General features: G+C 66.0%; 19 protein-coding genes and 1 tRNA gene. 11 read left to right on the forward strand and 9 right to left on the reverse strand.

Features of this window, described 5'->3' with window-relative positions; genetic code table 11:
- The first annotated feature begins 22 nt into the window (after positions 1 to 22).
- Positions 23 to 1,129: a branched-chain amino acid aminotransferase gene (locus tag ASF79_RS03960; protein WP_055852094.1), complete on the forward strand. Its 1,107-nt coding sequence runs from the start codon at positions 23 to 25 to the stop codon at positions 1,127 to 1,129.
- 44 nt (positions 1,130 to 1,173) lie between these two features.
- Here the strand turns inward: ASF79_RS03960 and ASF79_RS03965 are convergent, their stop codons facing one another.
- The gene (locus tag ASF79_RS03965; RefSeq protein ID WP_055775196.1) at positions 1,174 to 1,410 is read right to left on the reverse strand and encodes a hypothetical protein; all 237 of its coding nucleotides are present in this window, start codon (positions 1,408 to 1,410) and stop codon (positions 1,174 to 1,176) included.
- Positions 1,411 to 1,494: 84 nt separating this feature from the next.
- On the opposite strand from ASF79_RS03965, the gene ASF79_RS03970 reads away from it, so the two are divergent.
- On the forward strand, positions 1,495 to 2,265 hold the full coding sequence (locus tag ASF79_RS03970; RefSeq protein ID WP_055852098.1) for a fumarylacetoacetate hydrolase family protein: 771 nt from the start codon (positions 1,495 to 1,497) through the stop codon (positions 2,263 to 2,265).
- A 14-nt stretch (positions 2,266 to 2,279) separates the two neighbouring features.
- On the opposite strand, the gene ASF79_RS03975 is transcribed toward ASF79_RS03970, so the two are convergent.
- Positions 2,280 to 2,930 carry a TetR/AcrR family transcriptional regulator gene (locus ASF79_RS03975; protein WP_055852101.1) on the reverse strand — a complete coding sequence of 217 codons (651 nt, stop codon included), beginning with the start codon at positions 2,928 to 2,930 and terminating at the stop codon, positions 2,280 to 2,282.
- 116 nt (positions 2,931 to 3,046) lie between these two features.
- On the opposite strand from ASF79_RS03975, the gene ASF79_RS03980 reads away from it, so the two are divergent.
- From ASF79_RS03980 to ASF79_RS04010, 7 genes are all read left to right on the forward strand, one after another.
- Entirely contained in the window at positions 3,047 to 4,441 is a 1,395-nt protein-coding gene (locus ASF79_RS03980) for a DHA2 family efflux MFS transporter permease subunit (protein ID WP_162239062.1), read from the forward strand.
- Between the two features lie 3 nt (positions 4,442 to 4,444).
- Positions 4,445 to 5,149 (forward strand): hypothetical protein, encoded by a 705-nt coding sequence (locus tag ASF79_RS03985; RefSeq protein ID WP_055852106.1) that lies wholly within the window; start codon positions 4,445 to 4,447, stop codon positions 5,147 to 5,149.
- A gap of 74 nt (positions 5,150 to 5,223) precedes the next feature.
- A complete protein-coding gene (gene gltX, locus ASF79_RS03990) occupies positions 5,224 to 6,741 on the forward strand; it encodes a glutamate--tRNA ligase (RefSeq protein ID WP_055852109.1) in 1,518 nt (505 codons plus the stop codon).
- Between the two features lie 3 nt (positions 6,742 to 6,744).
- Positions 6,745 to 7,734: an NAD(P)/FAD-dependent oxidoreductase gene (locus ASF79_RS03995; RefSeq protein ID WP_055852111.1), complete on the forward strand. Its 990-nt coding sequence runs from the start codon at positions 6,745 to 6,747 to the stop codon at positions 7,732 to 7,734.
- A gap of 132 nt (positions 7,735 to 7,866) precedes the next feature.
- Positions 7,867 to 7,938, forward strand: a tRNA-Gln gene (locus ASF79_RS04000).
- Positions 7,939 to 8,085: 147 nt separating this feature from the next.
- On the forward strand, positions 8,086 to 9,213 hold the full coding sequence (locus ASF79_RS04005; protein ID WP_055852121.1) for an FAD binding domain-containing protein: 1,128 nt from the start codon (positions 8,086 to 8,088) through the stop codon (positions 9,211 to 9,213).
- A gap of 86 nt (positions 9,214 to 9,299) precedes the next feature.
- Positions 9,300 to 11,762 (forward strand): lamin tail domain-containing protein, encoded by a 2,463-nt coding sequence (locus tag ASF79_RS04010; protein ID WP_055852124.1) that lies wholly within the window; start codon positions 9,300 to 9,302, stop codon positions 11,760 to 11,762.
- A 15-nt stretch (positions 11,763 to 11,777) separates the two neighbouring features.
- Here ASF79_RS04010 and ASF79_RS04015 read toward each other — a convergent pair whose 3' ends face one another.
- The 5 genes from ASF79_RS04015 to ASF79_RS04035 form a co-directional block, all read right to left on the reverse strand.
- Positions 11,778 to 13,202 carry an HNH endonuclease signature motif containing protein gene (locus ASF79_RS04015; protein WP_055852127.1) on the reverse strand — a complete coding sequence of 475 codons (1,425 nt, stop codon included), beginning with the start codon at positions 13,200 to 13,202 and terminating at the stop codon, positions 11,778 to 11,780.
- A 170-nt stretch (positions 13,203 to 13,372) separates the two neighbouring features.
- Positions 13,373 to 14,821, reverse strand: coding sequence for an Ig-like domain-containing protein (locus ASF79_RS04020; protein WP_156366152.1), 1,449 nt, complete (start codon positions 14,819 to 14,821; stop codon positions 13,373 to 13,375).
- Positions 14,811 to 15,581: a TIGR03943 family putative permease subunit gene (locus ASF79_RS04025; protein WP_055852135.1), complete on the reverse strand. Its 771-nt coding sequence runs from the start codon at positions 15,579 to 15,581 to the stop codon at positions 14,811 to 14,813. Before ASF79_RS04025 ends, ASF79_RS04020 begins: the two co-directional genes overlap by 11 nt.
- Entirely contained in the window at positions 15,574 to 16,629 is a 1,056-nt protein-coding gene (locus ASF79_RS04030; protein ID WP_055852137.1) for a permease, read from the reverse strand. The genes ASF79_RS04025 and ASF79_RS04030 overlap by 8 nt, the downstream gene beginning before the upstream one ends.
- A gap of 66 nt (positions 16,630 to 16,695) precedes the next feature.
- Positions 16,696 to 18,708, reverse strand: a complete 2,013-nt coding sequence (locus tag ASF79_RS04035) for a DUF262 domain-containing protein (RefSeq protein ID WP_055852140.1) — start codon at positions 18,706 to 18,708, stop codon at positions 16,696 to 16,698.
- Positions 18,709 to 18,898: 190 nt separating this feature from the next.
- Here ASF79_RS04035 and ASF79_RS04040 point away from each other — a divergent pair, with 190 nt between their 5' ends.
- The gene (locus ASF79_RS04040) at positions 18,899 to 19,672 is read left to right on the forward strand and encodes a hypothetical protein (protein WP_055775157.1); all 774 of its coding nucleotides are present in this window, start codon (positions 18,899 to 18,901) and stop codon (positions 19,670 to 19,672) included.
- 134 nt (positions 19,673 to 19,806) lie between these two features.
- Complete coding sequence (locus ASF79_RS04045) at positions 19,807 to 20,241, forward strand: VOC family protein (protein WP_055852144.1); 435 nt, start codon at positions 19,807 to 19,809, stop codon at positions 20,239 to 20,241.
- 12 nt (positions 20,242 to 20,253) lie between these two features.
- On the opposite strand, the gene ASF79_RS04050 is transcribed toward ASF79_RS04045, so the two are convergent.
- Both ASF79_RS04050 and folP read right to left on the reverse strand, forming a co-directional pair.
- The gene (locus tag ASF79_RS04050) at positions 20,254 to 21,003 is read right to left on the reverse strand and encodes a pyrimidine reductase family protein (protein WP_055853121.1); all 750 of its coding nucleotides are present in this window, start codon (positions 21,001 to 21,003) and stop codon (positions 20,254 to 20,256) included.
- A gap of 20 nt (positions 21,004 to 21,023) precedes the next feature.
- A complete protein-coding gene (gene folP / locus ASF79_RS04055) occupies positions 21,024 to 21,947 on the reverse strand; it encodes a dihydropteroate synthase (RefSeq protein WP_055852147.1) in 924 nt (307 codons plus the stop codon).
- Positions 21,948 to 21,963: the final 16 nt, after the last annotated feature.

Raw genomic sequence — 21,963 nt, forward strand, 5'->3', positions numbered from 1 at the left:
CTTTTCGACTAAGGAACCCGCAATGACCGATCTCGACAGCACCTTCCCGCTCACGTTCACCCTCACGCCCTCGGAGACGGTGCGTGCCGAGGTCGAGCGCGAAGCCATCCTCGCCGATCCGGGTTTCGGCAAGCACTTCACCGACCACATGGTGAAGATCGACTGGACCGTGAACGACGGCTGGCACGACGCGGCTGTCATCCCGTATGGTCCGCTGCTGCTCGACCCCGCGGCAAGCGTTCTGCACTACGCCCAGGAGATCTTCGAGGGATTGAAGGCGTACCGTCATGCAGACGGCTCGGTCTGGACCTTCCGCCCGGAGAAGAACGCCGAGCGGCTGCAGCGCTCGGCTCGGCGTCTCGCGTTGCCCGAGCTCTCGACCGAGGACTTCGTCGAGTCGCTCAAGCAGCTGATCGCGGCCGATGGATCGTGGGTTCCCGAGGGTGGCGAGACGAGTCTCTACATTCGGCCGTTCATGTTCGCCAACGAGAGCTTCCTCGGCGTGCGCAGCGCCCAGAAGGTGGGCTACTACGTGATCGCGAGCCCCGCCGGTGCCTACTTCCCCGGCGGAGTGACCCCGGTCTCGATCTGGCTGTCCACCGACTATGCGCGCGCCGGCCGCGGCGGCACGGGTGCGGCGAAGACCGGCGGCAACTACGCCTCGTCGCTGCTGCCCCAGGAGGAGGCCTACGCCAACGGCTGCGCGCAGGTGCTGTTCCTCGACTCGTCAGAGGGCACGTACCTCGAGGAGCTCGGCGGCATGAACGTCTTCCTCGTGAAGAAAGACGGCACGCTGGTCACTCCCGAATCGTCGAGCATCCTCGACGGCGTCACCCGCGACAGCATCATCGAGCTGGCCAAGGCCCGCGGCCACAAGGTCGAGCACCGCAGGGTGACGCTCGACGAGTGGCGTGACGGAGTCGCATCCGGCGATGTGGTCGAGGTGTTCGCCTGTGGCACCGCCGCAGTGGTGACCCCGATCGCCGCGCTGAAGGGCGACGGCTTCGTGGTCGGCGATCCGGATGCCCCGGCTGGCGAGCTCACGATGTCGCTGCGTCAGGAGCTCACCGACATCCAGTACGGTCGCATCCCCGACGTCAACGGCTGGCTGACCCGCCTCGACGCGTAGCTTTCGATACGACCGCGGGCGGCTTGCTCGATCAGCGAGCTTTGTTACTCGCGCTCGCGGTCGTCGGCCATCTCGAGGTAGCCGCTGAGCGCTGCGATGAACTCGTGGCTCGGAACGTGGCTCGGGTCTGCCTGAACCTTGACGTACTCGGCCTGCAACTCGTCGATGGCCTGGTCGATCTCGAGTACGGCGAGGGCGTTGCGCTGCTCGTTGTCGAGGCTCACGAGGAATCCGATCGCGCGGTCGATGTCGGCCGCTCCGCCGAAGGAATAGTCGGACATGGTTGTACTCCTCGAAGCTTGCTCTGTACGGGCGAGGAGTTGCTCGCCCCTCGATAGCGTAGCGTTCGGACTAGGCTCGGAAGCGTGAAAATAGCGCGCTTTACGGTCAGCGGGGGAGAGCCCCGGTTCGGAATCGTCGATGAGACGGAGATCGTCGTTCTCGTGGGCGACCCCATGTTCGTGGGCTACGAGACCACCGAGGAGCGGGTACCGCTCGACGCGAACGTCAAGCTGCTCGCCCCGGTCATCCCTCGCTCGAAGGTCGTCGCCGTCGGCAAGAACTACGCCGACCACGCGGCCGAGATGGGCGGCGAGGCACCCACGACGCCCCTCATCTTCCTGAAGCCCAACACGTCCGTGATCGGCCCGGGCGACGCCATCCAGTTGCCGCGCGAGAGTTCGCAGGTCGAGCACGAGGGCGAACTCGCCGTCGTGATCGGCAGCATCGCCCGCGACGTCAAGAAGGAGGACTACGCCGACGTGGTCTTCGGCTACACGATCGCGAACGACGTGACGGCCCGCGACATCCAGAAGTCCGACGGCCAGTGGGCCCGCGCCAAGGGCTACGACACGTTCTGCCCGCTCGGCCCGGTCATCGAGACCGAGTTCGACTTCTCGGATGCCGCCATCGAGGTGCGCGTAGACGGTGAGTTGCGCCAGAGCGGCAACACGAACCAGATGATCCACTCGATTCCCGAGATCATCGCGTTCGCATCGAGCGTCTGGACCCTGCTGCCCGGCGACGTCATTCTCACGGGAACGCCCGCGGGCGTCGGTCCTTTCGTCGACGGCCAGAAGGTCGAGATCTCGATCGCGGGTCTCGGCCTGCTGAGCAACCCGGCCAAGAACCGCTAGTCACCGACGTTCCGTCACCGTGACCCGTAGGCGCGGATGAACGCGCGTGCGCCATCGACCATGGTCTGGCGCACGCGATCCGGATCCGCGCGCGCCGGGTCCGGATCGTCGTTGTAGGCCAGGAGTACGGTCAGCGCACCGAAGTGCCTGGCCGCCAGGCGAGGGTCGGTCGTGTCGAGGAGGCCGCGTTCGGCGAAGTGCCCGATGCGTTCCACCAGGGCCTGTTCGGCGACGTCTGTCGCGAGCTCGTCGCTGGTCACTGCCCCTTGCAGACGTTGTTGGGTGACGAGGGCGACGACTGCTGCGTAACTCGTCGAGTGGATCGTCGTGCCCAGATCGATGGCGACGGCCGTGAGCGCAGCCTGCAATTGCGCGACCGTGGTCAGCGCGGCGTCGTCCATCAGATGCTCGCTGAAGGTCTGACGCACCGAGTTCTTCAGCGATTCCGCCGCGTCCGAGAGGATGGCCAGGAAGAGGCGGTCTTTGTCGCCGAAGTAGTCGTAGACGGTAACCTTCGATACTCCCGCGCGCGCGGAGATCGCGTCCATGCTGACGCCGTTCACCCCCTGGCTCAAGAAGAGATCTTGAGCTGCCGCGAGGATCGCGGCCCGCTTTGCCGGGAGGCCCTCCCGGAGGGGTTTCTGCGTTCCGGCGGATCGTGCCATGACCGTCCTTTTCTTAGTTCGATTCCCTGAACTGTACCGTACCGTTTGACTTGCTGTACTAAACCGTTCAGTATGAACGCATGACCTCAACACAATCCCTTCCTGATACTGAGCTGGTGTCGAAATCGCGTCTCAAAGTGATCAGCATCGTCCTAGTCCTCGGGGCGATCACCACTCTCTTGGACACGACAATCGTGAACATCGCTCTCGACCACCTCTCGACCGTGTTCCACGCCTCGGTCGCGCAGACGCAGTGGGTGGCGACGGCATACCTCTTGGCCTACGTGGCCGTGATTCCGGTCAGCGGCTGGATCTCCGAACGATGCGGCTCACGGCAGGCGTGGATGTTCGCGGTGGCGCTGTTCTTGGTCGGGTCGGTCTTGTGCGGACTTGCTCCGTCGCTGCCATGGCTGATCGCGTTCCGTGTGCTGCAGGGGATCGGAGGCGGAATGGTCTTGCCGATCACGTTCTCGATCCTCACCCGGGCCGCCGGCCCCGCACGTCTGGGCTCCGCACTGGTGGCGGTAGCTCTTCCTGCTCAAGTCGCTCCGATCCTCGGCTCCGTGCTCGGCGGAGTGATCCTGCAGTCGTGGAACTGGAACTGGCTGTTCTTCGTCAACATCCCGATCTGCCTGGCCGCGCTCGTCTTGGGGCCGATCTTCCTTCCCTCTGCGCCGAGCCAGCGCGGACATCGACTCGATGCGCTGGGCTTCGTGCTCCTCACCCCCAGCGTCATCGCCCTCGCGTACGGTGTCAGTCAGGTCACCGGTGATGATGGTTTCGCCTCACCGGGCGTCCTGATCCCGTTGGCAGCAGGCGTCGTCCTGATGGCCGCGTTCATCCTGCACTCGCTGCGGAGCAAGGCTCCCGCGTTGATCGACGTTCGTGTGTTCGCACGGCGCAGCTTCGGCCTCAGCAGCCTCATCACGTTCATGAGCGGGTTCTCCACCTATGCGCTCGCGTTCCTGCTCCCGCTGTTCTATCAACAGCTCCGCGGAAACACGGTGCTGGAGACCGGCCTGCTGCTGATCCCGCAGGGCCTCGGCACGATGGTGTTCTTCCTCGTCGTGCGGAAGTTCGTCGCCCGCCTCGACGGGCGGTTCATCGTCATGGGCGGCGTGGTGTTGACCATGATCGGCATCGTGCCGTTCGCCCTCGCGGGAGTCCACGGCGATACCACTCTGCTCCTGGCCGCACAGGTCCTGCAGGGTATCGGGTTCGGTGCCGTCACGTTCCCCGTCACAACGCTCGCTTTCTCCGGTCTCAGTCACGCCGAAGCGCCACGGGGCAGCGCTGCGTTCAGCATCGTGCAACGCGTCGGCGCTCCTTTCGGCGTGACCGTCATCGCCGTCATCCTCGCCAATCTCTCCGCCGGCTCCGCCGGTGCTGCCGCCTTCTCGCAGACCTTCTGGTGGGTATTCGGCCTCAGCGCCCTCCCGCTGGTGCTTGCCCTTTTTCTGCCGCGTGTGCAGCATGCCACCGCGCCTGCGGCATCCGTCGTCGCCGAATAACCCATGCCCACATCACCCGCGACCTTCAACAACATCATCGAGTCCGTGCTGGGACGATCCGCGGAGGTAGTCGATGTTGCCGCACCGGCTCCCGGTCTCATCGAGATCGTGCTGCAGAGCCCGCCACCGGCGGGTGGGTGGCGGCCCGGTCACGAGGTCCAATTCCGTGTCACTCCCACTCTGAGTCGTCGGTACACCGTCAACGCCGTGCGCGGCCGCGTCGAAGACGAGGTCAGCATTCTGGTCACCACCGAGGCCGATGGCCCGGGAGCGAGATGGATGAGAGAGCTCAGTGTCGGAGCTCGCGTGTCGGTGCTCTCGGGCCGGCATCGCGCACTACGAGAAGTCGGGCACCAGCGCCTCTATCTGGGCGACAGTTCCGCCCTCGGCACGCTCGACGCGTACGCTTCAGGCGGCGCCGGCGCCATCGTCGCGCTCGAAGTTCACCCGGCCGCCGTTGCGTCGCTCTCCAAACGATGGCCGCGCTACTCCTTCCTCCCCGCTACCGGCGAGCCCGGAGGTACCCTCAAGGCCTGGCTCGAGGTGTCGCACCACGAAGGGGTCCTTGCCAGAGTCGACGGTGCTCTGCTCCTGGGCCGCGCTCAATCCATCCAGCAACAACGACGCTTCCTCGTGGAGCACCTGGAGCTCCCGCGACGTGCGATCACCACTCGCCCTTACTGGGCCGACGGCAAACATGGCCTCTGACCGGTTCGTTCACGACGTGGTTGCAACGAAAGACAAGCTCGGGGAGCGGGCATGATCGGTAGGATTGAGGTGGTATGTCGAATCCCTCCTTGCACCCTGTGTCCACCGCCTCTGGCGCCGACGTTCGCGTTCGGTTCTGCCCGTCGCCCACCGGTACGCCGCACGTCGGCCTGATCCGCACCGCCCTGTTCAACTGGGCGTATGCCAGGCACACGGGCGGCAAGCTCGTCTTCCGCATCGAAGACACCGACGCGGCGCGCGACTCGGAGGAGAGCTACGGTCAGCTGCTCGACGCGCTGCGCTGGTTGCGCCTCGATTGGGATGAGGGCATCGACGTCGGCGGTCCCGACGCGCCCTACCGTCAGTCTGAGCGCACGGACATCTACCTCGAGGTCATCGAGAAGCTCAAGGCCTCCGGCCATCTCTACGAGAGCTTCTCGACCGCCGAAGAGATCGACGCGCGCAACGAGGCCGCAGGCCGCGCCAAGCAGCTGGGCTACGACAACTTCGACCGCACGCTCACCGACGAGCAGCGCGCGGCGTTCAAGGTGGAGGGCCGCCAGCCCGCGCTGCGACTGCGCGTTCCCGACACCGAGCTGAGCTTCACCGACCTGGTTCGCGGTGACATCACGTTCCCCGAAGGCTCGTTCACCGACTTCGTGGTCGTGCGCCCCAACGGGGCCCCGCTCTATACCCTCGTCAACCCGGTCGACGATGCGCTGATGCACATCACGCACGTTCTTCGCGGAGAAGACCTGCTCTCGTCGACGCCCCGGCAGATCGCCCTCTATCACGCGCTCATCGACATCGGCGTGGCCGAGTGGGTGCCGCAGTTCGGCCACCTGCCCTACGTCATGGGCGACGGCAACAAGAAGCTGTCGAAGCGCGACCCGGAGTCCAATCTCTTCCACCACCGCGACCGTGGCTTCATTCCCGAGGGCCTCGTCAATTACCTCGCGCTGCTGGGCTGGTCGCTCACCCACGACCGCGATGTCTTCTCGATCGACGAGATGATCGCCGCGTTCGACGTGAAAGACGTCAACCCCAATCCGGCCCGCTTCGACCTGAAGAAGGCGGAGTCGATCAACGGCGACCACATCCGCATGCTCGCCAGCGTCGATTTCGCGGCCCGCACGATTCCTTATCTCGTGCGTGACGGCATCCTGACCGAACCGCTCAACGACTACCAGGAGCAGCTGCTGCTGAAGGCGGCGCCGCTCGTGCAGGAGCGCATGGCTCTGCTGGGCGATGCTCCGGCCATGCTCGGCTTCCTGTTCGTGCAGGGCGCGAACCTCGAGTACCAGCCGGATGCCCTGGCCGGGCTTCCCGAGAACGCCGGGCTCGTGCTCAGCGCATCGATGAACGCCCTCGAACTGATCGAAGAGAGCAACTGGAACGCCACCGAAATCCAGGCTGCGTTGCAGGCTGCGTTGATCGACGGTCTCTCGCTCAAGCCTCGTGTGGCGTATGGCCCCCTTCGTGTTGCCGCATCGGGACGCAAGATCTCGCCGCCGCTCTTCGAATCGTTCGAGTTGCTCGGCAAGGCCGAGTCGATCGCTCGCATAGACCGCCTCTCGAGCCGGCTGGCCTAGCCCATGATCGAGATCTCGCGGCCCAAAGCTGTAGCGCCCGTCGAAGGGCACATCGACTGCGTGATCATCGGCGCGGGCCCCGCCGGCATGTCTGCTGGGCTCAATCTCGTGCGCGCACGCCGCACGGTTCTGCTCATCGACAGCAACAGGCCTCGTCACTCGGCCACGCTGAAGAGCCACGGTTTTCTCACGCGAGACGGCGTCTCACCGCTCGAGCTGCGCAAGACGGGTCGAGCCGAGTTCGAGTCCTACCCGATGGCGTCGTTCCAGCAGGCGCTGGTCACAAGCGTCTCGGTATCGGATGCGGCGGGCACGCCCGCGGAGCAGCTGAGAGGCCGGCCCGAGTACCGTGTGCAGGCTTCCGCGATCCGCGGCGGCGGGTCGGTCGACGTCACCGCGTCGGCCGTGCTGATCGCCTCGGGCCTCAGCGAAACCCTTCCCGCCATGCCGAGCGTTCGTGCGTACTACGGGTCGAGCCTGCACAGCTGCGTCGAGTGCGACGGCTTCGAGAAGAGCGACGAGCCCCTCGCTCTGATCGGCGAGAGCGACGACCTGGCCGAGCGTGCGCTGCTGATCTCGCAGTGGTCGAGCGATCTCATCGTGTTCACCAACGGAGTCGGAACCGTCTCTGACACCGACGAGGCGGCGCTTGCCGCCCGCGGCATCCGGGTGGAGCGGCGACAGATCGACGACGTCGTGGGCGACAAGACGGGTCTCACCGGAGTGAAGCTGGTCGACGGCGAGGTGATCCCGCGCACGGGTGGCTTCATCAGGCCGCTGTGGGAGACGAAGCTCGACTATGCGTCGACGCTGCAGATTCCTGAGACGGCAGACGGCTGGATCGAGGCCGACGCCGATGGTCGCACCGCTGTGGCCGGGATCTACGCGGCAGGCGACGTGGTTCCTCCCGGGCCGCACCAGCTGATCGTGGCCGCCGGCGAGGGCGCGCGTGCCGCGGCCGTGATCAACCGCTACCTGATCGGCTCGCTGTAGGGCGTGTCCGTTCCCTGAGCTTGTCGAAGGGTTCTCGTTTCGACAAGCTCAACGAACGAGGCTGCTCGGTTTGAGTGCGGCCCCTGCGTAGGCTAGTGTTGACTCTCGGTCAGGGCTTCGGTTCTGATGCAGTGGGGTATGGTGTAATTGGCAACACGGAAGATTCTGATTCTTTTGTTCTTGGTTCGAGTCCAGGTACCCCAGCAGTAGAGGCCCGCAGTTCATAAGAACTAGTCGGGCCTTTTTTGTTGGGCTCGTTGGCGCAACGCCGGAGAGACTCGGGCCACTTACGCGCCCAACTTGCGTCGTCTGTAGGAACCGCCGCCACGGAGCCGTGATTAGCCTCGGGGCATGAGCGGAAAGCTGAACATCGCCGTTGTCGGGGGCTCTATCGGAGGGCTCTTTGCCGCAGTGCTCCTCTCGCAGGCGGGGCATCGGGTCACCGTGTACGAGCGATCAGAGCACGGCCTCGCGAAGCGGGGAGCCGGCCTGGTCGCCCAGCAGGAACTGTTCGACATCCTGCGATTGGCGGGGCGTAAAGACGCGGGCGACGTCGGGGTCGTCGCTCGCGAGAGGATCACTCTCGACCGATCGGGTCGCGTCGTCTACGGCGACCCCTCGCCCCAGACTCAGCTCTCGTGGGACTACATCTACGAGGCCTTCCGCGGACTGCTTCCGGCCGACTCGTATCGTCTCTCGAGCCCGGTGCACAGCGTCTCGTCCGCCGAAGACGGGGCGAGCGTGCGATTCGACGACGGGCGGGAGGAGAACGTCGACCTCGTCATCGGCGCGGACGGGCTGAACTCCGTTGCTCGAGAGTTCGTCGACCCCGGACACTCCGAGAACTCCTACGCCGGGTACGTCACCTGGCGCGGTCTCATTCCCGAGTCGTCGCTGCCCGCCGACTCGGCTGAGACGCTGCTCGACCGCTTCGCCTTCTTCAACGGCGCCGAGGCGCACATGCTGGGCTACCTGGTGCCCGGCCCCAACGGTGAGACGGCGGTGGGCGAACGACGCTACAACTGGGTCTGGTATCGCGCGCTCACAACGGCAGCGCTCAGCGCCCTGATGCAGGATGCCGGCCGGCCGTCTTCCAGCACTTCATTGGCGCCCGGGCAACTGCCGTCGCTACGACGCAACGAACTGGTGAGCTCTGCAATTGCTGAGCTTCCGCCCCCGTTTGCCGATGCGGTCGTGGCCGAACCACGCCCGTTCCTGCAGGCCATCTACGACTACGTGCCATCACGGATGACGCGTGGCCGGGTAATTCTGCTCGGCGACGCTGCGGTGATGGTGCGGCCGCACACCGCTATGGGCGCGGCGAAGGCGGCCGGAGACGCGATGACGATCGCCGCGCTGCTCGCGGAGCTCGACGTGCGCGACGCCCTGAACCGGTATGACGTCGAGCGTCTCGCAGTGGGACGAGCCGTCTCGGATTACGGTCGCCGGTTGGCCGCATCGCTGCCGTTCGCTCGCTGACTCGAAGCGCTGCCGACCTCGCGCCATTCAGGCCCCCGTTGCCCGCGCGTCACCCGGTGTTCATGTGCCGCCGCCACTGTGGCGGAGTGCTGAAACTCCTGTCTCGTCCTCTCGCCCTCTCCGTCGGATCCGCTGTGCTGCTCGCCGGTCTCTTCGCCGTTCCTGCCGCAGCGACGGCCGACGTCGTCTCGCAGGACACCAGCCAGGTCAGCGCCGCGGCAAGTGCGCTGCGAATCAACGAGATCGAGACGAACGGCACACCCGACTGGGTCGAACTCGTGAACACGGCGGCCCAGCCGCTCGACGCATCCGGATTCATGCTGACCGGCCGCGGCAACACCGTGACCCTGACGCTGCCGAGTAACACGGTCATCGCCGCCGGAGCGGTCTACGTGGCCGAAAGCTCGACCTTCAAGCTCAAGAAGGGCGACAAGGTCAGTCTGTTCGCCGCCGACGGCACGACGCTGCTCGACTCCTACGAGTGGGGCGACTTTCATCTCGACACCTACGGGCGCGTCCCGAACGGCACGGGCGACTTCGTGCAGCAGGCTGCCCCGTCGAAGGGCGAGCTCAACCCCGCTCCTACCGAGCCGGGAGAGGACCCGGGAGAGGGTGGCGGCGACGACTCCGGATGGCAGTCCGTGAAAATCAACGAGGTCACCTCGGCGAACGACGATCCCACCCACGACGCCTACGAACTGGTGAACACCGGCGACATCGATGTCGACGTCTCAGCCTGGCTGCAGTCCGACAGCACCAGCCTGCCCGCCGCCATCAGCGCACCGAACGGCACCGTCGTGCCCGCCCGCGGTTACCTCGTGCTGCTCTCGAACCAGGGCCTCAGCTCCGACGGCGACTCGGTCAAGGTCTACCGCGCCGACGGATCCACCATCGTCGACACGGTCGGATGGGGCGCGAGCGATGCTCAGCCCGGATCATGGTCGCGCTGTGCCGACGCCACGGGCGCCTTTGTGCACACGGCCGCGGCCAGCTTCGGATCGTCGAACGCCACGGCCTGCGCCGGCACCATCATCGCGCCGAGCGCCCCGGGCGGTGGCGAGGCCGCGTGCCAGACGGAGGCGCCCTCGGATTTCGGAAAGGCCATCGAGGGCGGCATCGCCTGGCCCGGAAGTCAGAACCCGGTCGTCTCCGACAACGCGTGCCAGTTCGTCACGACCCTCTCGGGACAAGATGTCTCCGGCCTCGACATCGACCCGAGCGCTCCGACCGTCATGTGGGCAGTGAAGAACAAGAGCCACGTCTACCGCCTCGTGAAGAGTGGCGACCTCTGGGTTCCGGACACGGCGAACGGTTGGTCCGCCGGCAAGGACATCGTCTTCCCGAGCGGCGGCGGACAGCCCGACTCCGAGGGAATTACTGTCGGCCCCGATGGTTTTCTGTACATCACGACCGAGCGTGACAACGCGGCGAGCGGCGTGCCTCTCGACAGCGTCCTGCGCTTCGACCCGAACGAGTCCGGTGCGACGCTGCATCCGACCGTGCAGTGGGATCTGACCGCCGATCTCGCCGGCGTGATCGACCCGGTCAAGGCCGACTCCAACCTCGGCTTCGAGGGCATCACGTGGGTGCCCGACTCCTACCTCACGACGAACGCGTTCATCGACCAGAGCACGGGCAAGACCTACGACCCGTCGATCTACGAGGGTCACGGCACAGGCCTCTACTTCGGCGCACTGGAGAAGAACGGGCACCTCTACGCCTATGCGCTGAACGCCGACGGCACCTTCCACCGCGTCGCTTCGATCGACACGGGTCTGCCGATGATCCAAGAGACGCAGTGGGATGCCGATGCGCAGCGCGTGTGGGCTGTCGCCGACAACAGCTCGGCCGGCTCAGCGACGCTGCTCAAGATCGACGCTCAGGGCGGGTTCGTCGTCGACCGCATCTACGACCGCCCCACGGGACTGCCGAACAACAACAACGAAGGTTTCGCCATCGCGCCGAGCTCCACCTGTGTCAACGGCGTCAAGGAGGTCATCCGCGCCGACGACGGCAACAATGGCGGCCACTCCCTGTGGTCGGGCACCATCTCGTGCGACCTCGCGCTCGGCCCGCAGGGTCCGAACCCGCCCGCCTCGGCGCCGACGGTCACAGCGACCCCGTCGACCGTGCAGGCCGGCGGCGTGACGACGATCGTCGCGGCTGGTCTCGTTCCGGATACGGAGTACGCGGTCGTTCTGCACTCCGACCCGGTGACGCTGGGCAGCGTGGTCACCGACTCGACGGGTGCGCTGACGCTCCGCGATGCGCGGATCCCGGCCGACACGACAGTCGGGGCTCACACGATCACCGTCGCCGCGGCATCCGACCCTGCCACGGTCGTGGCCAGCAGCCCGTTCACGGTGACGGCAGCCGCCGCGGTGCCGTCGGGAACCACGCCCGTGCAGGGGGATGGGCCGGCAAAGCCTGGCAGCCTCGCATCCACCGGCGCTCAGCCATTGCCGGCAACCGCGATCGGTGCGCTCTTGCTGATGCTGGGCGCTGGTGTCGTGATTGGGCGTCGTCGCCGCTCCGCTTCGGCTGAGTAGGCCGTCGGCGCCCGGTCAGCGGAAGTAGGGCCGACCCGCGCGTTGCTGCCCGACCGGAATAGGCGTGCGTCTCGGGTCGTGCCAATCGGGCGGCCTTACGTGCGGTTTTCCACGGATCACCTCGAGAGTCCACGCCGAGGTATGGATCGTGGAGTGATGGAACGGACACAGCAGAGCCAGGTTGTCTATGTCTGTTCGACCGGCTGCGAAGCCGGCGCTGACCCACGGGATGACGTGGTGGGCCTGGCATCGCGATGGTGGAACGGCGCATCCGGGGATCACGCAGCCGCCGTCTCGCGCTGCGAGGGCCCGCCGTTGTACGCGGCTGGCCAAGCGCTGCGTCTTGCCCTGGTGCAATACCTGGCCGTTGTCGCCGAACACGGTGAGGACGGTGTCGGCGTCGCACTGGAGCACGTTCACGGTGCTCATGGGCACGGGTTCGCTACTGCCGTCGATCCAGCCGACCCCACGGCCCTTCGTGAGGTCTTTCAGCGTGACATGAACGTTCACCGTGGGTGCGGCCCCGTTGAGCCGCGATGCTGCAGGGGATGCTGCGGCCATGTCGATGAGGGTCATCACGGCGTCGAGGAGCTTCTGCTGTGAGCTGCGCAGATCTGGTGGAACGCACTCTGCTGCCTCGGAGTCGGAGATGCCCTCGTCGCTGCCTGGCTGTGGCCTCCCCGGGTCTGCCGTGCGAGGGCTGAGGATGGAGTCGACCGCGCTGAGAAAGATACCCAGCTGAAGCGGCGGCAGCGCGTACGTGCCTCGAGCCATGCCGTCTGCGCCGACTCTTGGATAGCTGAAGCCGCGTAATGCCTGCTTGACGGCGTCGCGCGGTTCGGCGCCATCGGGGTCGAGATGTTCGCGGATGCGGGTCGCGAGTCGACCGATCTCGTCGACGGTGTATCGCCGCGTGTGGCCGGCATCGCCGACTGTTGCCGTCGCAGCGCTTACGAGATGCAGTTCGGCCTCGTCGACGGCCTCGGGTCGGAGGGTGCCCGGAACCGCCTCGGTGAGGGTACGGCAGATGATCGACGCGGCATCGACCCCGATCTGGCCAGAGCACAGCGCGTTCTCGACGGCCGGGAAGCTGCTCGGCACAGGCAGCCCGGTTATCGACAGCGACGATCGGAGTTGTCTGCCGAGGGCCATGCGCGAGCCGGCCGTGCGCTCCGACACCGTCGCGGTCGCAGCGATCAGTTTCTTGGCGGTCGAAAAGCCGTGCCGGTAGGCGAGCCCAGCCGTGTCGAGTTCGCGGCGGGACTCGTTTTCGATCTCGGCGGCAACCCAGGTGCGCGCGGCATCGGTTGCTCGGCCGGCCACCTCCCAGTCGTGCGCCGACCTCAGAAGTTCGTCGCCGACCGCGAGTTTTCGGTCTGACGCGAGAAGCTCGTGGAGGCGTTCGGCGATGTCGCCGAGGGTCGCGTCCTTGAGTTCCATACATGAATTCAAGCAGGAGCCACCGACATTGAGTCTGGCGGTCCATTCGCCACTTGATCAGGAGATAAGGCTGAGGATAGCTCCGGATTTTCGGCCAGATCGAGCCTGGCGCGGTGGCGGGAACCTGTACGTCGCTCCCGACCTGTCGGTGCTCTTCGTTACCTCGTCGGCTACTGGCACCAGTCGGGCATCCACCCGTCGACCGACTTCGTCGCTTCGAGCGACGAGAGGTCGATGAACGTCGTCGTCATCGGCAGATACGACGGCACATTGGGGTACTTGTCGTTCTGCTTGTCTTCGGCGAACGTCTCGACAGCCGCGACCCGGCCATTCGGCGACAGGCAGATGTTCCGGATGCGGGTGCCCGCGTCTGGTCGATAGATCTGCCGGGTTCCGCTCTCGTCGATGAGCATGAGCGCCGACGTGGAGTACTGGTATTCGCTGTCCGGCACATCGAATTCCTGCACGTAGTCGCCCTGGTCACCCAGGTAGAGCCTCTTGCCGGGATAGTAGCTCGGGTCTGCCTGCGCCGTCAGTGAGTCGAAAGGCTCGGTCTTCGCCGCCTGCAGATCGATGAGGGTGAAATCCTGCAGATCGGAGACCACGAGCTGCGCCGTGCCGGGGATGAAACCGTGCACCTCGGCGTGACGGCCGAGCGGGCTCGGCACCGAGTCGGTCGTGACGTCGATCAGAAAGAGCTGCTGGTCGTAGTCCTGGATCACGGCCGACGTCGTTCCCTGAACGAATGCCCAGGCGACAGCCGGCAGCTGCGCGCCGTCGAACCCCTTGACCTCTCGGGCCGTGGCGCCGCCGCTGGAGGGGTCGTAGACGAAGAGCGTGGTCGGCGAGGTGGAGCCGTCGGGGGCTGACTCGCCGGTGATCGTAAAGCCGAAGAGCCCGGATGCGCCGGACGACTTGAGATAGCGCATCGACCCGGTCTCGACGCCGGTTGCGACAGCCGTGTCGACGCCCGTGGAGAGATCGCGAACGACGAGCGAGGTCTTGTTCTGCTCGTCGAGCACGATGGCGGCGAGCTTCGACCCGCTGACCGCGTACTCCTGGATGCGAGGAGCGGTGAACACCTCGTCACCGGGGCTGTCGCTCGAGAGGGATTCACGCACGACCCTGTCGGGCTCGTCGCCGGCCACGCTGCCTGTGTCGCGGATGAGCGTGTAGACCGAGACATCCGGGGTGGTGAAGGAGTAGTCGAGCGAGGCTGCCGCTCCGGAGTAGAGGCTCTTCGCCGCGACGGTCACCGTGTAGTCGGTCTCGTAGTCGAGCATTCCGCTGAGAGTGAGAGTGAGGTCGCTGCCCGACGTGGTCGCGGTGAAGGGAACCGACGGCGTGACGGTCACCTGCGACGCGTCGACGTGCGCGATCGGCTGATTGGCGTGCAGAACGAGGCGCTGTCCGGGCCTGCCGACGGCGCCCTGCCCATTGATCTCTGCCGAGGTGAGTCGCGGCCCCTGCAGGGTGTTCGCCGCTCCCAATACTCCGCCAAGCACGGCGAGGCTTGCGACCACGATGATCGTGAGTCGACGGTACCGCCGCGCAGCCCGCCTCCCGGCGCGCCCCTCGGTCGAGCCGCGCCCCTCGGCAGCCACGCCGTCAGTAGGCATACGGCTCGGCCGGCTGATCGATGGCCGTCACGGTGGGGTTCGACAGCACGACGCTCTCGCTGCTCTCGGCGCTCGGATTGAGGCCGAACGTGCCCTTCGCTTCTACCCAGCTGTCGACGGCATAGGTCGACGACCAGCCGGGGGAGTAGACGGGAACTCCGATCGGCTGCGCGTCTACGGCACAACACGTGATGACGAACCGCGTGAGGTAGAACACGTTCTCCGGGTCGGTCGAGTCGGCCGTCACAAAGCCCGAGAGGGTCGTGGTCTTGCCGACCACGAAGTCACTGCCGGAGCCGTCGCGCAGCAGTGCGGACCAATCTCGCAGGCTCAGCGACTTCACGTCGGCTCCGGCCAATTCGACGCGCGAGGCGGAATCCGCCTGCCCGCTGGTGGCCGAGTTGTTCAGCTCGCGATTCTCGACCGTCGCCGTGGTGAGCGTCGACGGCGGAACGATCACGAGAGCCACGAAGGCCACGCCGATGGCTGCGATCCCGGCGAGGGGGAGGAGCGAGCGCCATCGGGGCCGCGTCACGGTGGTGTCGACCTGCTCGGGCTCGTGGTCGTCTTTCTCCGGGGCGATGGCGAAGGCGGCGAGAGTGAGCAGGCCGCCGATCACGGCCATGATCACGGTGAAGACGAAATAGCGAGGGTGGATGTACAGCCCGAGTTGGCCGGTCAGCGCAAGCCACGAGATGGAGACGATGCCGATCAGGCTCAGGGCGAGACCCTGCCAGCGCGCGAGGATTCGTTCAAGCAATGAGGTTCACTCCCAATCCGAGTACCAGCGAGGCCAGCGCGACGACCGCCGTGAGCCTGGCGAGGGTCGACGTGGTGAACGTCGTTCGAAGCAGCGCGAGCATCTTCACGTCGACCATGGCGCCGAACACCAGGAAGGCCACGATGGCGCCCGGCATGAAGGTCGAGCCGAACGACAGAATGAAGAAGGCGTCGACGTTCGAGCAGATGGCGATCACGAAGGCCAGGGCCATCAACGCGAGCACCGACCAGACGGGGTTGCTTCCCAGTGCGATGAGAACGTCCCTGCTGACGCCGACCTGAATGAGTCCGGCGATCGCCGAGCCGATGAACAGGGCCGGCAGCATGGCACTCGCCTCGCTCGAGAACGCCAAGACGCTGCGCTTCAGACGAGGCGTGTGCGAGGCGTGATCATGGCCGACGCGACACGTCGCCTCGAATCCACGGGTGAGCAGCTCCTCGGGCCTCGGGTGCCGGCTGAACAGCCAGCCGATGAGGTTGGCGATGAGAAAGCCGCCGATGATGCGCGCAGCGAGGATCCCGTTGTCCCACCCGAACGCCTGATAGGTCGTGATGATCGTGACGGGATTCAGGATCGGCGCCGCAAGCAGGAACGTCATGGATTCGGAGACGGTGAGGCCCTTCACCATCATTCCCCGTGTCAGCGGCACATTTCCGCACTCGCAGACGGGAAGCAGCACCCCGAGCAGCGACATCACGGCACGCCTGAGCACGGGTCGCTGAGGCAGCACTCGCTGCATCAGTGATTCGGGCAACCAGATCTGCACCACGATCGACAGGATGATGCCCAGAAAGACGAAGGGGATGGACTCGACCACGACGCTGATCGAGAGCGTCAGAAAATCGCGGGCGATGTTCGGCAGCTGGTCGGCCGTCGACGAGGGCGCGAACACTCGGGTGGCGAAGACGGCTGCGGTGAGGGCGAGTCCGACGCCGACGCCGATCATGCCGCGACGACGCCTGTTAGACGCGCTCGCACTAGCACTCGCGCTCGCCTCAGCTACGGGCAGGGGCGGCGAGGAGATCATCGTGTCAAGCATAGGCATGGCCGCTGAGTGCGAACGTGAACAGCCGGAGCGCGAGAACCCGCCGAGCTACATCACCGCGCCGATGTAGGAGTACTTCACGAAGACCTCGGCCGCGATGCCGGCCTCCTCGAGAACACCCTGCACCGCCGTGAGCATGTAGCGCGAGTCCCAGCCCATGTAGAGGAAGTGCTCCTCGTCGAGCGTGTCCCAGTGACCGTTCCATGACTGCGCGTCGTAGATCGGTCCGCCCCGGCGGGCGCTGAACGCCACGACGTCGGCACGCGAGTCGGCCCAGAGCCGCTTGAAGATGCGGTTGAAGAGGTACTTGATGTCATAGACCTCCCAGTGCTCGCCGCGGTACTCCACGTACTCGAACTCGCGCTGCCAGCCCTGCGGCCAGCCGCGTCTCTTCTGGGCGTCGAGGATGGGCGTGAGTCCGTCGTCGTCGATCATCACGACGGCCGGTCGCTTCCAGACCCGCAAGAACTTCTCGGTGAGACGCACGGTGCGGGCGGCGATCGCGCGCGTGCCCCAGAGCTCCGTCTCGGCCAGTTCGCTCGTCAAGGCGATCGAACTCTTCGCATACGAGCGGTCGCGCTTCTCGGGGAACGACTTGTCTGCGGCCCGCTCGGCGAGGTGCTCCTCGAGCAGAGCGAGGTTGCCGATGGTCTGCGCGAGGGCCCGGTGGCTGTTCTGCTCGTCGTCGGTGTAATCGGCCCACTCGCGTGCGCCGTCTCCACTCCACGAGTCGCCGGGCGCGAGTGGAACGATGTGCTCCACGTCGAGATCGACGGTTGATTCGACATCGCTGAGTCGCCCCAGCACGTAGGCGGCGTGAGGCAACTCGGCGTATTTCAGGGCCACGCGCACGCGTTCGTCGCTGGGGGTGATGCGGGAGATCGCGCGTACCAGCGCATCCGGGCCGTCGGCGCGCGCCCTGCTCAGCCGAGCGACCAGGCGGTCGTTGCTCACCCCGACGAGCGTGCGGCGCAGCATCAGAGATTGGATGTTCTCGAGCAGCTCGACGAGAGACGTGCGGTCGAGCGTCTCACGCGAATAGTCGAGGTAGGCGCGCATGACGAGCGGGTACATGCCCCGGCCGAAGGTGTTGAGGTAGCCGAGCTGGCGCGACACCTCGGGGTCGGACTCGAGGCTCGGCTCGAGAAGAACCCGGTAGGCGGCGGAGTAGGAGCGCCACTCGGCGGCGTGCTCGCGCAGAGTCTCGACATCGAGCCTTGGAAACTGCTGCTGGAAGGCGTCGTACACCCCGCGCTGGCCGACGACGGTGACCTCGCGGCCCGTCGTCATGACCAGGTAGTGCCGCCAGAACGAGGCGATCTGCTCGCCGGTGTTCTGCTCGATCGGCAGCCAGAACGACTCCTCGATCTCGCTCTGCTCGAGGTGGGTCAGGCCCATCAGCACGTAGTTGTGGATGAGCTCGTGGTCGCGCAGCGGTTCGCCCGTGGAGTTGAGGCTCTCGAAGATCTGCTGGGCGTTGGCGTCGGCACCGAGGGTGATGGCGACGTGCTCGAGCTTCTGCAGTCCGCGCCAGATGCGCGGCACCTCGTCGAGTCGGACCTGACTGCGGAAGAAGGCGTAGTTGTCGTCGAAGCGGGAGTCGCGCAGCTCGTCGCCGGCGCCGAGCCGATCGAGAACGACGCTTTCGAAGACCTGAGCCCAGGCGCGGTGGGGGCGCAACTTGGTTCGGCTCGGGTCGGCCGCGCGCACGAGCACTCTCTGCAATTCTGCGGCGAGGGTCGGATCGCTGTGCTCCACCGTGTGGTGCAGGGCGGCGATCAGCAGCATCAACGTGGTGATGCGCTGCTGGCCATCGATGAGCACCAGCTCGGAATCGTCTGCGTCGTCGGTGCTCTTCGACGAGAGGATCGAGCCGATGAAGTGGGTGTGCCGGTCGTGCGTCTGCGAGACCGCCCGGATGTCGGTGAGCAGCTTCTCGCACGCGCCGATGTCCCAGCGGTACTGCCGTTGATAGACAGGAACGACGATGGTGGTGTCGTCTGCAGAGAGCCACGCGACCGTATTGACGGCGGTCGCATCGATGTTCGTGGCAGTGACCATGTCTTTGTTGAACCCGTCTCGTCTCGCACGTCTCGTTGGGTGGTGTGCTGCGGTGCCGCGCAGCCGTCGAGTCTAGTAGATCGGGTTTGCGGCACTTCTTCTACAACAGATAGAGCCTCGATGTTAGCCTTGCCTAAGTTGGGCCTGTTAAAACGTGCTGGCCCCCAACGAAAGGACATGATTTCTAATCATGGGTTACATCAAATCTGCCGCTCTGGAAGAGACCGGCTATGTCGTACTCGATCGCTACAACAAAGAGATCGACCCCAAAGAATGGCTCGACATCGAGTACGTCGACTGGAAGTCGTCGGGTGACACCCGCTTCGCTCCTCTCGCGAGCGCCTTCGGTGACATCGAGTGCAACGGCTTCTGGAACCACAAGCCGCCGCGCACCGACAAGGACGGCGTGTTCATCCCGTCGCAGACGGAGAAGGCCCCGACCCTCACCGCCCGTGCTCAGGAGCCCGGCGCGAACGTCGGCCGCTGCCGCGTCATCGAGCTGCAGCCGAACTCCTACGCCGACTGCCTCTACAACCTGCACCAGGACGACAACAACCGCCTGAACCCCGACGGAACGGGCTGGGTCGTTCGCGGCTTCTTCAACCTGACCGACGACACGGAGAGCTTCTTCGTTCTGCGCGAGAACCGCACAGACCCCAGCGTCGAATACCGCATCGCCCTTCCGGCCGGTGCCCAGTTGATCATCGACACCCAGCGTCTCTGGCACGCCGCCACCCACCTCGGCAGCGACCCCCGTTACTGCCTCATCACGTCGTGGGAGTCGGGCCCCGAGCTCGACGCCTACATCGAGAAGTACAACGGTGTGAAGCACGTTCCGAACTTCGAGGTCGACCAGGAGGTGCTCGACGCAGGACAGGCCGAGCAGACCCGCCGCCTCGCCGCTCGCGCCGCGGCCCTCGCCGCTCGCGGACAGGCCGAGAAGCTCGTGATGAGCGAGGCCTAGGCCAAACCGCTTCGGCGTCATACGAGAGAGGCTCTCGCCCACGGGCGAGGGCCTCTCTTGGGTATTGCGACCGAAACGTCGCTGCTGCAGAATATTCCTACTAGGAATATCGGCGTTCCACGAAGGAGACTCAGATGCCATCGATCCTCACCCCCTACCTCGGTTTTCGCGACAATACGAAAGAGGCGATGGAGTTCTATCACTCGGTCTTCGGAGGAGAACTCACCATGAGCCGCTATGCGGACTTCGGTATGAACGAAGATCCGTCTGAGGCCGACAAGATCATGCACGCCCAGCTCGTCGCGCCGGGTGGGCTCATCTTCATGGCGGCCGACACCCCGAACAGCATGCCGTTCACCCCGGGTGACAACTACTCGGTCTCGCTCAGTGGGCGAGACGTCGACGAACTGACGGGTTTCTGGAACAAGCTCAGCGAGGGCGCGTCCATCTTCGTGCCGCTCGAGAAGGCGCCGTGGGGCGACAGCTTCGGTCAGCTCCGCGATCGCTTCGGCGTGAGCTGGATGGTCAACATCGGCGGTTCGCCCGAGGAGCCGACGCCTCAGTCGTGAGGCGCGTGTGAGTCAGCGTCGGCGCGCATAGCGCGTCAGGAGCAGCCCGTCGGATTCGAGCACGTGCACGAGTCGCATCCGGCGAGCCGCGTCGCTCTCGCCGTGTGAGATCCGGATGCCGGCCCCGCCCTCCAGAAGAGGGCTGACGGTCAGGCACAGCTCGTCGACGAGGTCGGCTGCGATGAACGTGCCGAACAGGCTCGGACCGCCCTCGCAGAGAATCTGAGTGAGCCCGCGCTCGACGAGGGTGTCGACGATGCGCTGCGGTTCGACCTGGTCGTCTCCGCACGAGATCACATCGGCTACGCGGCCGAGCGCCGTTCGCGCACCGGCCGGGGCCGAAGCCGAGGTCAGGACCAGCGGTCGAACGGGAGCCTTCGCGAAGACGTCGCTCGTCGGGTCGAGATCGAGTCGACCGGAGACGAGCGCGAAAGCCGGCTGCGCGGCCAAGCCGCGCGCCTCTCGCCACTCGACGTCAGCATCCGACAGGCGCATGGCGCCGTACCCCTCACTGCGCACCGTTCCGGCGCCGACGAGAACCACGTCGCTCAGGCGTCGGAGAGTGTCGAACACGAGCTTGTCGGCGGGGCCACCGAGGCCGCCGGAGAGACCCTTCACGGTGGCGGAGCCGTCGAGGCTCGTGATGAAGTTCACGCGCAGGGTGGTAACGCTGCGATCGGCGACCGAGTACGCCAAGGCGAGGGCGGCGGCGTCGAGTGGCGCAGCGCCGGGGGAGAGCAGAGTGATGCGGGTGTCGGTCATGTCAGCAGTCTTCTCGTCGATCACTCATTCACGTCTGCCATGTTGTGTCGCAGATACTGCGGCTGGCGCAGACCCAGAATCTTCTCGGTCATGCGCATGGCCTGAACCGACCGCGCGACATCGTGCATTCTCACGATCCGGGCGCCGAGCAGCGCGCAGGCGGTGGCGGCCGCCAGGGATCCGTCGACCCTGTCGTCTCGTTCTGCACCCAGCGATTCGCCGACGAAGTCCTTATTCGACACGGCCGCGATGGCGGGAAGGCCGATGTGGGCGATCTCGTCGAAGCGGCGCGTGATCTCGAGCGAGTGCAGCGTGTTCTTGTTGAGATCGTGCCCCGGGTCGATGATGATCTGCGTCTCGTCGAGGCCCAGGCCGATGGCCAGGTCGACGCGCTCGCGCAGAAAGTCCACGACGTTCTGCACGACGTCGTCGTACCGCGGCGCCGCGTAGGCGGTGCGCGGCTGGGCAAGGCTGTGGGTGATGACGAGGGTGGCGCCGGTGGATGCGGCCAACTCGGCGAGCGCCGGGTTCTGCAACCCGGTGGTGTCGTTGACGACCGACGCGCCTGCGGCGATGCACGCTTCGGCGACCTCCGGCCGGAAGGTGTCGACCGAGATGACGACGTCTGACTCTGCCGCAACGGCCTGAACCACCGGAAGCACGCGGTCGAGCTCGTCGGCTGCGGAGACCTCCGGACCGGGCGCGAACTTGACCCCGCCGATGTCGACCCAGTCGGCGCCGGCGGACGCCGCGGCGAGAGCGGCCTCGATCGCGCGGTCGAGGGCGAAGGTCTTGCCGCGGTCGAAGAAGCTGTCGGGCGTTCTATTGATGATGGCCATGACCGCGATGCGGGCGGAGAAGTCGATGGTGCGGGCGCCGATGGTGCGAACCGGTGTGGTGAGAGGGGGCAGCGGAAACCCGGAGGTCGCCGAGGGGGTCGTCATGGATCCATCATGCCTC

The sequence above is a fragment of the Agreia sp. Leaf335 genome, from assembly GCF_001423605.1.
Classification (GTDB): Bacteria; Actinomycetota; Actinomycetes; order Actinomycetales; family Microbacteriaceae; genus Agreia.

What these genes read in the sequence shown, in the direction of transcription:
- ASF79_RS04015 (WP_055852127.1), bottom strand. Translation starts at nt 13,202, where the DNA reads ATGGAACTCAAGGACGCGACCCTCGGCGACATCGCCGAACGCCTCCAC.
- ASF79_RS03960 (WP_055852094.1), top strand. Translation starts at nt 23, where the DNA reads ATGACCGATCTCGACAGCACCTTCCCGCTCACGTTCACCCTCACGCCC.
- ASF79_RS04020 (WP_156366152.1), bottom strand. Translation starts at nt 14,821, where the DNA reads ATGCCTACTGACGGCGTGGCTGCCGAGGGGCGCGGCTCGACCGAGGGG.
- folP (WP_055852147.1), bottom strand. Translation starts at nt 21,947, where the DNA reads ATGACGACCCCCTCGGCGACCTCCGGGTTTCCGCTGCCCCCTCTCACC.
- ASF79_RS04045 (WP_055852144.1), top strand. Translation starts at nt 19,807, where the DNA reads ATGCCATCGATCCTCACCCCCTACCTCGGTTTTCGCGACAATACGAAA.
- ASF79_RS03965 (WP_055775196.1), bottom strand. Translation starts at nt 1,410, where the DNA reads ATGTCCGACTATTCCTTCGGCGGAGCGGCCGACATCGACCGCGCGATC.
- ASF79_RS04050 (WP_055853121.1), bottom strand. Translation starts at nt 21,003, where the DNA reads ATGACCGACACCCGCATCACTCTGCTCTCCCCCGGCGCTGCGCCACTC.
- ASF79_RS03995 (WP_055852111.1), top strand. Translation starts at nt 6,745, where the DNA reads ATGATCGAGATCTCGCGGCCCAAAGCTGTAGCGCCCGTCGAAGGGCAC.
- ASF79_RS03975 (WP_055852101.1), bottom strand. Translation starts at nt 2,930, where the DNA reads ATGGCACGATCCGCCGGAACGCAGAAACCCCTCCGGGAGGGCCTCCCG.
- ASF79_RS03985 (WP_055852106.1), top strand. Translation starts at nt 4,445, where the DNA reads ATGCCCACATCACCCGCGACCTTCAACAACATCATCGAGTCCGTGCTG.
- ASF79_RS04030 (WP_055852137.1), bottom strand. Translation starts at nt 16,629, where the DNA reads ATGATCTCCTCGCCGCCCCTGCCCGTAGCTGAGGCGAGCGCGAGTGCT.
- ASF79_RS04005 (WP_055852121.1), top strand. Translation starts at nt 8,086, where the DNA reads ATGAGCGGAAAGCTGAACATCGCCGTTGTCGGGGGCTCTATCGGAGGG.
- ASF79_RS04040 (WP_055775157.1), top strand. Translation starts at nt 18,899, where the DNA reads ATGGGTTACATCAAATCTGCCGCTCTGGAAGAGACCGGCTATGTCGTA.
- gltX (WP_055852109.1), top strand. Translation starts at nt 5,224, where the DNA reads ATGTCGAATCCCTCCTTGCACCCTGTGTCCACCGCCTCTGGCGCCGAC.
- ASF79_RS04035 (WP_055852140.1), bottom strand. Translation starts at nt 18,708, where the DNA reads ATGGTCACTGCCACGAACATCGATGCGACCGCCGTCAATACGGTCGCG.